Raw genomic sequence first — 10899 nt, 5'->3', positions numbered from 1 at the left:
TCGGTGCGGTGCATGGCCGAGTTGGCCAGGAGGGTGAGCGCGAGCAGCGCCGGTACGCCGAACGCGGCGGCGAGCCAGCGGAGGCCGGAGCCGGAGGCCAAACGGTCAAACAGCATAAAACCACTCTAACGACTCGAACTTCGGTTCAGTGGGGGATCCACCGGGTGGTGGCCCCGGAGTCGGTGGAACGGCTGTGAAAGGCACTACACGCGCCGGAAGCCGTGGTGGTTCGAGAAGGCCCGAGAAATTTCGACACGGACACTGATCCGTAAGCCCTGCGGCTGCGTACTGGATGGGGGAGCAGGTCGGCCGGTGGCGGCGCCGCCGTGAGACATGATCGAGGAGCAGATGGCCCGGGCAAAGCAGAACCAGAAGGCGGAGGCCGTCCGAACCAGCACCAGCAGCCGTGGTGTCCGGACCGTGTCCAAGTCCTCGATGGCGCTGATGGCCGCGTCCGTGTTCGGCCTGGTGTGGGCGGGCATGGAGATGTCCGGCAGCGGCGCGGCGATGTACGCGTACGGCTTCGTCTTCACCGAGTTCTTCGCCGGGGTGGTCACCCTGGTCTCGCTCAGTATCACCGTGATGCTGGGTCTGCTCGCCACCGACCGCCTGGTGTTGCAGATCCGGCACCGGGTGCTGCTCCAGTCCGCGCACCGCGCCACCGGCGCCGTCGCCGTCGCCGGGCTGGTCTTCCACATCATCACCAAGATCTCCATCGGGCGGGCGGGCCTCACCGACGCCGTGGTGCCGTTCATCGGTGGCTACGGCCTCTACGTCGGTTTCGGCACCGTCGCCTCGTTCCTCATGATCAGCGTCCTGTGGACCGGTCTGGTCCGGGTCCGCTTCGCCGGGGTCGGTCCCAAGTGGTTCTGGCGCGCGATGCACTCCATGGCCTACCTCGCCTGGCCGTTCGCGCTGTTCCACGGCCTCAACGCAGGCCGTAAGGGAGCGACCTGGGTGATCGTGAGCTACCTGGTCTGCGTGCTGCTCGTGGTGGTCGCGCTGCTGGTGCGGTTCTCCGTCTACCTCGGCAAGCGCAGCCGGGAGCAGACCCAGGCCGCCGCGCTGAACGCGGCGATGACCGGCAAGGGCGAGGACAGCAAGGCCAAGATCCTGCTCGGTGGTCTCGGTCTCCGCAAGGGCGACGAGGAGGAGAAGGAAACCAGGGGCGCCCGGAGCGGTTGGGCGGAGACCACCGCCACCGGGTCGTGGGGGGCGTCGCCGAGCGCCGCCACCCGCCGGCGCGACCCCGACCGGTTCACCGTGCCGGTGGTACCCGAACCCGGCACCCTGCGCGAACCGGTCCGCGCCGGACGGTCCCGCCGCGAGACCGAGGAGCCGGAGCCCACCACGGGCCGCCGCGAGCGGAGCGGGGAACCCGCCGCCCGGCGGTCCGCCCGGAGCGAGCGCACGGAGCGGGTACGCGACGAGGAGCGGCCCAGCCCGCGCCGCCGCGAGGAGGACGTCGCCCCGGTCTCCGGCAGTCGCCGTGCCCGCTACGACGAGGACGAGGACGTGCGTCCGGTGTCGACCGGGCGCCGTGCCCGGTACGAGGAGGACGAGGACGTGCGACCGGTGTCCACGGGTCGTCGTGCCCGCTATGACGAGGACGAGGACGTGCGACCGGTGTCCACGGGTCGTCGTGCCCGCTACGACGAGGACGAGGACATCCGTCCGGTCTCGACCGGGCGTCGTGCCCGCTATGACGAGGACGAGGACGTGCGACCGGTGTCCACGGGTCGTCGTGCCCGCTACGACGAGGACGAGGACATCCGTCCGGTGTCCACGGGCCGCCGCGCTCGCCTCGACGACGATGAGGTGGCCGCCCGCTACTCGACGTCGCCCCGCCGTCGCACCGCCAACCCCGAGGAGCCCTGGGACAGCCCGCGCCGCTGGGAGAGCTCCCGGCCGGTGTCGGCCGAGCCGGTCTCCGCCGGCCGGCACAGCGTCGAGCCGGACGTGCCCGAGGAGCCCGACTACTGGCGTCCGCCGGCCCGGTACGTCCCGGACGACCTGCCCGTCGACGACACCCCGACCCTGGTCGACCTGGCCTCGCGGCGGAAGATGCGGGCCTCCGGCGACAACCGGTCCGGCCGGCGCAAGGGCCGCGCCGACGCGGCCGAGGTGGACGGGGCCTACTGGGCCGGACTGCGGGGTGAGGCCAAGTGATGCGAACCAAGGTGCCGCCGGTGGCCTGCATCGGCGAACCCCGACTCACCGCCGGGTTCGCCGAGTTCGGCCGGCTCGACCTCGTCGCGCACGAGATGGTGCACGGCCCGATCGGGCCGATGGAACCCAACAACCTGCTCCGGTTGGCCGAGAGCATCCAACTCAAGGGCAAGGGCGGCGCGGGCTTCCCCTTCTTCACTAAGCTCAAGGCGGTGCTGGACTCCTGCAAGCGGCAGGACCTGCCCGCCGTGGTGGTGGTCAACGCCACCGAAGGGGAGCCGGCGAGTTGGAAGGACAAGGTCCTGCTCACCCGCGCGCCGCACCTGATCCTCGACGGCGCGGCGCTGGCCGCGTACGCGCTCGACGCCGAGGAGATCGTGCTCTGCGTCGCCGACGACCTCGTCGGCCTGGACTCGCTCACCGAGGCGCTCCAGGAACGCCGGATGCCGGTGCCGGCCACCATCGTCACCGTGCCGCACCGGTTCGTCTCCGGCGAGGGCGGCGCGCTGGTCAACGGGATCAACGGTCTGCCGCACATCCCGCCCGGCACCAAGAAGCGGTCCAGCGACTCCGGGGTGCGGAACCTACCCACCCTGCTGTCCAACGCCGAGACGTTCGCCCAGGTCGCGATCGCCGCCCGGCTCGGCCCGTACGAGTACGCGGCGCTCGGCACCGACGAGGAACCCGGCACCGTGCTGCTCACCGTGACCGGCCAGGCCAAGCGGCCCGCCGTGGTGGAGTGCGCCGCCGGCACCCCGCTGCGGGAGATCCTCGACCTGTGCGAGGTGCCGGACGGGCCGGGCATCCTGATGGGCGGCTACCACGGCCGGTGGATCACCCCGGAGGCGGCGGACCAGGCGTTGGTCTCCCGCAAGAGCCTCACCGCGGTCGGCGGCACCCTGGGCGCCGGCATCATCATCCCGCTCGGCAAGGACACCTGCCCGCTCGGCGAGGCCGCGCAGGTGGTCCGCTACCTGGCCGGCGAGTCCTCCGGGCAGTGCGGGCCGTGCAAGCGGGGCCTGCCCGACCTGGCCCGCGCCGTCGACCTGGCGGTCTCCGGCAGCGCGCCGGTCGAGGTCGTCCGGGCCGCCGCCGGTGACGTCAAGGGACGCGGCGCGTGCAGCCACCCCGACGGCACCTCCCGGTTCGCGCTCTCGGCGATGGAGGTCTTCGGAAACGACCTGAAGCTGCACACCACCGGGGAGGGCTGCGGCAAGCGGGTCAAGGGCGTGATGGGCCTGCCCGGCGCACCCGACCCCGACCCGAAGAAGCTCTCCCTGGACTGGTCCCGCTGCGACGGGCACGGGCTCTGCGCACACGTCGTGCCGGACTTCATCCGGCTCGACCAGAACGGATACCCCGCCTTCCCGTCCACACCGGTGCCGACCTGGCTCAAGGAGGGCGCGATGAAGGCGGTCAAGGTCTGCCCGGCGCTGGCGCTGCGGCTGGTCGACGCGAAGTAGCCCCACCGAGAGGAGACCGGGATGCGGTACCCCAGCAACGGAACGGGTGGACGGCCGCCCACCCGGCTCGTCGCCGCCGTCGCCGCGCTGGCTGTCGCGCTGGCCGGCGTCGCCGGCTGCGCGGCCGACGGGCAGCCCCGGGCGCAGCCGGCCAGCGAGGTCGCCGTGGCGGCCACCGCCGCGCCGCTCGCCGGTGGCACGTCGACCCCGACCGGTCAGGCCGGGCCCGTCGTGCCGGTGTCGGACACGTTGCGGTTCACCGCGAAGACCCTCGACGGCGCGGCCTTCTCGGCCGCCGACCTGGCCGGGAAACCGGTGGTGCTCTGGTTCTGGGCGCCCTGGTGCGCGACCTGCGCCAGCCAGGCGTGGACGGTGGCCGAGATCGCCCCGCGGTTCCGGGACAGGGTGCCGATCGTCGGGGTCGCCGGCCTGGGCCAGCAGAAGGCCATGAAGGACTTCGTCACCGAGTTCGAACTCGGCGGCACCCTCCAGCTCGACGACCGGGCCGGCGCGCTCTGGCGGCGGTTCGAGGTGGTCGAGCAGAGCACGTTCGTGATCATCGACCGTGAGGGGAAGGTGGTCCACCAGGGCTTCCTCGACGGCGAGGACCTCACCCGGCGGGTCACCGCGCTGGCCGGCTGATGGAGGCGCCGCTGCTGCTCGCGGTGACCGCCGGCATGCTCGGCGCGGTCAACCCGTGCGGCTTCGCGATGCTGCCCGCGTACCTGTCGCTGCTGGTCGCCGGGGCCGCCGACACCCGGGGCGCCGTCGCCCGCGCGCTCACCGCCGCCGTCGGGCTGACCACCGGGTACGTCGTGGTCTTCGGCGCCTTCGGCCTCGCGCTGGCCCCGGCGGCCGACTGGCTGCGCCCCCGGCTGCCCTGGTTCACCGTCGGGCTGGGCCTGCTGCTGCTGGCACTGGGCTGCTGGCTGCTCGCCGGCCGGCGGTTGCCCACCGTGCGTCCGCTGGCCCGGGCGCCCCGGCTGACCCGGTCGTGGGCGTCCATGGTGGTGTTCGGCATGGCGTACGCCCTCGCCTCGCTCGGCTGCGCGATCGCGCCGTTCCTGGCGATCGTGGTGACCAGCCTCCAGGCCGGGTCGGCGGCGCGTGGCGTGGCGCTCTTCGTCGCGTACGCGGTCGGGATGGGCCTGGTGGTCGCGGTCGCCGCGCTCGGCGTGGCGCTGCTGCGCGGCCAGGTGGTGGCCCGGCTGCGGGGCGCGGGGGCGTGGGTGCCCCGGCTCAGCGGCCTGGTGCTGCTGCTCGCCGGCGGCTACGTCGCCTGGTACGGCTGGTACGAGGTGCGGCTGGCGCAGGGCCGCCGGGACGCCTTCGGCGACCCGGTCGTGGTCGGGGCGGCCAGCGTGCAGCAGGCGCTGGTCTCCGCGCTGGACGCGACCGGTCCGGCGGTGCTCGCGGGTGGGCTGGTGGTGCTGTTGGCGGTGGCGGCGCTGATCCGGCGGCGGAGCCGGACGACGACGGCGGGAGTCGGCTCACCCGACCCCCGCCGCCGGCGGATCAGCTCGTCGGCGTGAGCCGGTCGGTGCCGAGGCGGTCCCGAAGCACCTCCGGCACCAGCACCGAACCGTCGGGCTGCTGGAACTGCTCCAGGATGGCCGGGAAGAGCCGGCTGGTGGCCAGCGCCGAGCCGTTGAGGGTGTGCACGAAGCGGGTCTGCTTGCCGCCCGGCTCCCGGTAGCGGATGGCCGCCCGACGGGCCTGGTAGTCGCCGCCCCAGGAGACCGACGACACCTCCTTGTACTTGCCGGTGCTCGGCATCCAGACCTCGATGTCGAGGGTCTTGCGCATCGCGGCGCTGGCGTCGCCGGCCGCCAGCAGGCTGCGCTGGTAGTGCAGACCCAACCCTTCGACCAGGCTCTCGGCGTGGCCGACCATGGCCTCCAGCGCGGCGTCGGCCTGATCCGGCAGGGTGAACTGGAAGATCTCCACCTTGTTGAACTGGTGGCCCCGGACGGTGCCCCGCTCGTCGGAGTGCGAGCCGGCCGCCTCCCGGCGGTAGCAGGGGGTGTAGGCGAACACCTTCAACGGCAGCTTCGCGGTCTCCAGGATCTCGTCCTGGTACGCGCCGAGGATCGCCGTCTCGGCCGTCGGCAGCAGGAACTGCCCGCGTGGCGCCGACCGCTTGTCCAGGTGGTAGACGTCGTCGTAGAACTTCGGGAACTGACCGGCGGCGAAGCCGGCGGTGTCCAGCAGCAGGTGCGGCGGGAGCAGGAACTCGTACCCGGCCCTGATGTTCTGCTCGATCAGCCAGTTGACCAGCGCCCACTCCAGTTGGGCGCCCCGGCCGGTGTACATCCAGAAGCCGGAGCCGCCGAGTTTGACGCCGCGCTCGTGGTCCACCAGACCCAGCGCCCGGCTCAGCTCGACGTGGTCGCGGACCTTCTCGATGACCGGCGGCTCCCCGAAGGTCTTCACCACCCGGTTGGCCTCCTTGCCGCCGGCCACGACGTCGTCGGCGGGGAGGTTGGGCAACTCGCTCATCGCGCCGCGCAGCCGGGACTGCACCTCGTCCAGCTCGGCCTCCAGCTCGGCGAGCTGCTTGCGGCCGGCCTCCGGCGCGGAGACCTCCGGCTCCGCGCCGGCGCGCTTGGCCGCCGCGTACGCCCGCGCCTCCGCCTTGCGGCGCTGCCGCTCGGCGTCGATCCCGGTGATCAGGGCCCGGCGTTCCTGGTCGAGCCGCTGGATCTCGTCCAGGGCCCGGTTGACTTCGGCGGGATCCAGTCGCTTCGCCAGCGCGGTCGCCACCGCCTCGCGATCCTTCCGGATCAACTCCATGTCGAGCATGCTGCTCCGTACGCCTCCGTCCGGGAAGTCAGGTGGGAACCCACCGATGCTACCGTCGCGCCCACCCGCGCCCGGTACGCCCGTACCGGGTCTTGGCGACAGGCGGACGACGGCCTGGTCCCGACCGTTCCCGACCACGCGGTGTGACCGCCGCCGATTTCCGCCGGTATGGTCACGCTCTGTGGTCGATGGTTGGACGATTTGGCTCGTCACGTGACCACCGATCCGGCAACGGTGGTTCGGGACCGCAGGGCGGCCACTGCGGAACACGCGAAGGGTGTGCTCAGAGCCGGATGGGCATGAGGATGGAGAAGGCGTCCTCGTCGTCCCGGCGGCGGATGGCCAGCGGCGCGATCGGGCCGTCCAGCTCCAGCACCAACTGCCCGTCGCCAGCGGCGTCGAGCGCGTCGAGCAGGTAACGGCCGTCCACCCCGACCCGCAGCCCGGCCGTCGACTCGTCCGGGCCCACCACCCGCAGCCCTCGGTCGTCCGCGCCGAGCACGGTCACCGCGTACGCCCGGCCGTCGTGCTCCCGGCGCACGGTGGGCAGGTCGGGGGCGCGCAGCACGGCCCGCAGGGCGGCGGCGTCGACCGGGTAGCGGTGGGCCCTCGGTTCGCCCGTCACCGGGTGCAGCAGGCGCCGGTAGTCGGGGAAGTCGTCCGGCATGGTCGGCGCGGCCACCTCGCGGCCACCGACGGCGACCGCCACCTGCGTCCCGGTCAGGGTGACCGTCGCCGTGCCGGCGTCCGGTGCGCCCCCGGCGGCGCTGCCGGCCGGAGCCGGTCCGGCGCCCAGCAGGAGGCGCAGCGCGTCGACCACCACCACGGGGAGCAGGGCCCGCGCCACCGGGCCGTCCACCGCACCCGTGGCGCGGGCCACCGCCAACCGGTGCCGGTCGGTGGCGACCAGCCGTACGCCGTCCGGCTCGACGTCGAACAGCACACCGGACAGCACCGGCAGCTCCGGGTCGCCCCCCACCGCGAAGCGGACGGCGTCGACGGCGGCGGCGAGGTCGCCGGCGGCCAGGGTGATCGTCGTGGTCATCACGATCTCCTCGGGATCGAGTAGGGCGCGGATCCGGGAGAGCTCACGGCGCACGTCGGCCAGGCCGTCCTCCAGCCGGCGCAGGTGCGCGTCGAGCAGCCGCCCGACCACCGCCGGCTCGTGCCGGTGCCGCAGCGCGACGCCGATCTCCGCCAACGGCAGGCCCACCCGACGCAGCCCGGCCACCAGCCGGGCCGGCGCCACCTGCTCGCCGGCGTACCAGCGGTAGCCGGTCACCGGGTCGACCAGGGCAGGGGTCAGCACCCCACAGCGGTCGTAGAACCGCAGGGCGCTGACCGTCAGGCCGCTGGCCCGGGCCAGCTCGCCGATGCTGCGCAGCTCACTCTCCACGACCAGGGATGCTGGGCCCTCAACCCGGTCGAGGGTCAACCGCGCGGGCCCGACAGGACCCGGAAGGTGAGGCCCGCCTTCACCAACCGGTCCAGCAGCGCGTCGCCCATCGCGGTGACCGGGGTGACCTGGCCGGCGGTGGGCGGCAGTTCGTCCAGGGCCAGGCACAACGCCGACTCGGCGAGCATCTTGGCGGTCTCGTCGTACCCGGGATCGCCGCCGGCCACCTCGGTCTGCACCGTACGGCCCCCGCCGGAGCCGACGAAGCGGACCGTGAACCACGACCTCGCCCGCTCCTCGGCGCTCGGCCCCTGGCCCGAGGAGAGCCGGCCGAGCAGCCAGCGCCGGGTCGGCGGCAGCTTCACCAACCCGACCAGGCCGGCCATGCCGACGCCCGCGGCGAGGACGGTGGGCAGCCGCTTCACCGCCGCGAAGTGCCGGTAGCGGAAGTCCGGGCCGTACTCGGGGCGGGCCGCCGCGGACCGGCGGACCACCTGCGGGTCGATGGTGGGCAGTGGCACCGCCCACCGGCCGATCTCCCTCGACCGGCCCACCCTGCCCGGCACCGCGCGGACCCGGCGCCCCGGCGGGCGGGGCTCGACCGCCCGGCGCGCCTTCGCCGCCCGACTCATCTCGGCCGCGCGGGAGAACGCGGTCAGCGCCGAGTGGTACGTCCCGGCGGAGAATTTCCCGCCGGCCCGGACGAACCCGTCGACGGTCACCGGCCCGTCCGTCGGGAGCTGCTTGAGGGTGAACCAGACGCCCAGATCGTGCGGGATCGAGTCGAAACCGCAGGCGTGCACCAGCCGGGCCCCGGTGCGGACCGCCTCGGCGTGGTGCCGCACGTACATCAGGTCGACGAACTCCGGCTCGCCGGTGATGTCGACGTAGTCGGTGCCCGCCGCCGCGCACGCGGCCACCAGTGGCTCCCCGTGGTGCACGTACGGTCCGACCGTGGTGGCGACCACCCGGGCGCTGTGCGCCACCGCCCGCAGGGAGGCGGCGTCGGTGACGTCGGCGGCGAGCAGCGGCAGCTCGGCCAGGGTCGCGTCGATGTCGGCGAGCCGGTCGCGGACCGCCGCCAGCTTGGTCGGGTTGCGCCCGGCCAGCGCCCAGCGCAGCCCGGTCGGGGCGTGCCGGGCCAGGTACTCGGCGGTGAGGCCACCGGTGAAGCCGGTCGCGCCGAACAGGACGAGGTCGTACGAACGGTCGGGACCCATCCGCCGAGTGTGCACTCTCAGCCCTCCGGCGTGAAGACCACCCGGACGCACCCGTCGGCCCGGTCCCGGAACAGCGCGTAGCCGGCCGGGCCCTGGTCGAGGGGCAGCCGGTGGGTGGCCAGGTGTTCGGTGCGCAGCTCGTCGCGGGCCATCCGCTCCAGCAGCATCGGGATCCACCGCTGTCCGTGCTGCCGGCCGCTGCGTAGGGTCAGCCCCTTGTTCATCACCGCGCCGAGGGGGAACGCGTCGACGAACCCGGTGAAGGTGCCGGTGACGAAGACCGTGCCGCCCTTGCGGCAGGCGTGCACCGCCTCCCGGACAGCGAGGGAATCCTCGGCGCGGCCCGCCCGGCGGCCGGCGAAGCGTTCCGCCAGCGAGGCCGGCCGGCCGCCGCCGTCGGCCGCGCCGACCGCCTCCACGCACACGTCCGGGCCCCGGCCTCCGCTGCGTTCCCGCAGCTCGGCGGTGACGTCGGTCTGCTCGTAGTGGAGCGTCTCCGCCCCGGTGTGCCGCTCGGCCATCCGCAGCCGCTCCGGATGCCGGTCGATGACGATCACCCGGTCCGCGCCGAGCAGCGTCGCGGCCTGGGCGGTGAGCTGGCCGACCGCGCCCGCGCCCCAGATGGCGACCACGTCGCCGGGGCCCACTTCGCCCAGCTCGGCGCCCATCCAGCCGGCCGGGGCGGCCTCCGAGGCGAAGACCGCCCGGTCGTCGCTGACCGTCTCCGGCACGGTGAACGCCCCGACGTCGGCGTACGGCACCCGCACGTACTCGGCGTGGCTGCCGGCGAAGCCGCCGGTGCCCCGGGGGTGGCCGTAGCAGCCGCCGGTGGGCTGCCCCCAGGCCGCCTCGGCCGCCGCCGGGGCCGGGTCGCCGTTGTCGCAGCAGGCGTGCTGCCCGCGCCGGCAGTACCAGCAACTCCCGCAGGCGACCGTGGCACAGACCACCACCCGGTCGCCCACCCGGTGCCGGCGGACCTGCGGCCCGACCTCGGCGACCTCCCCGAGGAACTCGTGGCCCAGCACGTCACCGGCGGCGAGGAAGGGTGACCGCCCGGCGAGCAGCGGCAGATCCCCGCCGCAGGTGGCGCTGCGGCGCACCCGCACGATCATGTCGTGGGCGTTGCGCAGCTCCGGGTCGGGCACCTGGCGCACCGCGAGCGAGTCCGCGCCCTCCCAGCACAGCGCCCTCATCCGGGCACCGCCGGGCGGTCCACCGGCGATCGGTCGGCGCGCAGCACCTCACCGGTCTCGACGAGCTGCCTGACCCGGCGCAGGGTGTCCCGAAGGTACCGGCCCGGGTCGTCGCCGACCAGGTGGGCGGCCATCCCCGGCAGGGTGGTCCGCCCGCCCAGCGGGCGGGCCGCCAGCTCGGTGCCCCGAGCCCCGGGCGCCGGGCGTAGCCGCAGCTCCACCGCGCCGGCCAGCGGGCGCAGCGGCTCCGGCCACCGTCCGCCGGGCAGCACCTCACCGGCGGGCCGGTCCACGGTCACCACCTGCCAGCGCATCCGTACCACCTGCCCCTCCGGACGTTCCCCGGCCGGTCACGCACGGCCGGCCGCCCGGGTGTCCCATGCTCGTCCGGGCCCGGGTGAACCCGGCTCCCCCCGAAGGGGTGAACCGGCGCGGGCCGGGTAACCGCCGGCGACCGGGGAGGAACGCGTCCGACGGGGGTGGCACCGATGCCGCAGGGCCGCAGGAGCAACGGGATCGTCGAGCCCGACGCGGGACCGCCGCTGCTCGCCTCCCGGCTCACCCCGCCCGCCCTGCCGGAGCCGCTACTGTGGCGGGCCCGGCTGGCCGCCCGCCTCGACGCCGGCGCCACCGGCCCGGTCACCCTGGTGCGGGCC

Annotated in this window: 8 protein-coding genes and 1 pseudogene; 4 read left to right on the top strand and 5 right to left on the bottom strand. The window is 74.3% G+C overall.

The window, feature by feature from the left end; genetic code table 11:
• The first annotated feature begins 333 nt into the window (after positions 1 to 333).
• The 4 genes from E1193_RS25250 to E1193_RS25235 are packed head-to-tail and all read left to right on the top strand — an operon-like array spanning position 334 to position 5164.
• A complete protein-coding gene (locus tag E1193_RS25250; protein WP_243707883.1) occupies positions 334 to 2169 on the top strand; it encodes a hypothetical protein in 1836 nt (611 codons plus the stop codon).
• Positions 2166 to 3632: an NADH-quinone oxidoreductase subunit NuoF family protein gene (locus E1193_RS25245; RefSeq protein WP_132185676.1), complete on the top strand. Its 1467-nt coding sequence runs from the start codon at positions 2166 to 2168 to the stop codon at positions 3630 to 3632. Before E1193_RS25250 ends, E1193_RS25245 begins: the two co-directional genes overlap by 4 nt.
• Before the next feature lie 21 nt (positions 3633 to 3653).
• Entirely contained in the window at positions 3654 to 4274 is a 621-nt protein-coding gene (locus tag E1193_RS25240; protein WP_132185675.1) for a redoxin domain-containing protein, read from the top strand.
• Complete coding sequence (locus tag E1193_RS25235) at positions 4274 to 5164, top strand: cytochrome c biogenesis protein CcdA (RefSeq protein WP_132185674.1); 891 nt, start codon at positions 4274 to 4276, stop codon at positions 5162 to 5164. Before E1193_RS25240 ends, E1193_RS25235 begins: the two co-directional genes overlap by 1 nt.
• On the opposite strand, the gene serS is transcribed toward E1193_RS25235, so the two are convergent.
• From serS to E1193_RS33405, 5 genes and pseudogenes are all read right to left on the bottom strand, one after another.
• Positions 5148 to 6434, bottom strand: a complete 1287-nt coding sequence (gene serS, locus E1193_RS25230; RefSeq protein ID WP_132185673.1) for a serine--tRNA ligase — start codon at positions 6432 to 6434, stop codon at positions 5148 to 5150. The genes E1193_RS25235 and serS overlap by 17 nt on opposite strands.
• Positions 6435 to 6717: 283 nt before the next feature.
• Positions 6718 to 7818, bottom strand: coding sequence for a MerR family transcriptional regulator (locus E1193_RS25225; protein ID WP_132185677.1), 1101 nt, complete (start codon positions 7816 to 7818; stop codon positions 6718 to 6720).
• Between the two features lie 47 nt (positions 7819 to 7865).
• Positions 7866 to 9050 (bottom strand): saccharopine dehydrogenase NADP-binding domain-containing protein, encoded by a 1185-nt coding sequence (locus E1193_RS25220; protein WP_132185672.1) that lies wholly within the window; start codon positions 9048 to 9050, stop codon positions 7866 to 7868.
• A 17-nt stretch (positions 9051 to 9067) separates the two neighbouring features.
• Complete coding sequence (locus E1193_RS25215; protein ID WP_132185671.1) at positions 9068 to 10243, bottom strand: zinc-dependent alcohol dehydrogenase; 1176 nt, start codon at positions 10241 to 10243, stop codon at positions 9068 to 9070.
• Positions 10240 to 10551: pseudogene (locus E1193_RS33405) on the bottom strand (hypothetical protein); the annotation flags it as partial. The pseudogene E1193_RS33405 and the gene E1193_RS25215, both read right to left, overlap by 4 nt.
• Positions 10552 to 10899: the final 348 nt, after the last annotated feature.

Source organism: Micromonospora sp. KC606 (genome assembly GCF_004348675.1).
Classification (GTDB): Bacteria; Actinomycetota; Actinomycetes; order Mycobacteriales; family Micromonosporaceae; genus Micromonospora.
Note: the sequence above shows the minus strand (reverse complement) of the source record. Positions and strands in the feature narration are given on the sequence as shown.

Coding starts and splice junctions, on each gene's coding strand:
- E1193_RS25250 (WP_243707883.1), top strand. CDS start 334: ATGATCGAGGAGCAGATGGCCCGGGCAAAGCAGAACCAGAAGGCGGAG.
- E1193_RS25235 (WP_132185674.1), top strand. CDS start 4,274: ATGGAGGCGCCGCTGCTGCTCGCGGTGACCGCCGGCATGCTCGGCGCG.
- serS (WP_132185673.1), bottom strand. CDS start 6,434: ATGCTCGACATGGAGTTGATCCGGAAGGATCGCGAGGCGGTGGCGACC.
- E1193_RS25215 (WP_132185671.1), bottom strand. CDS start 10,243: ATGAGGGCGCTGTGCTGGGAGGGCGCGGACTCGCTCGCGGTGCGCCAG.
- E1193_RS25240 (WP_132185675.1), top strand. CDS start 3,654: ATGCGGTACCCCAGCAACGGAACGGGTGGACGGCCGCCCACCCGGCTC.
- E1193_RS25220 (WP_132185672.1), bottom strand. CDS start 9,050: ATGGGTCCCGACCGTTCGTACGACCTCGTCCTGTTCGGCGCGACCGGC.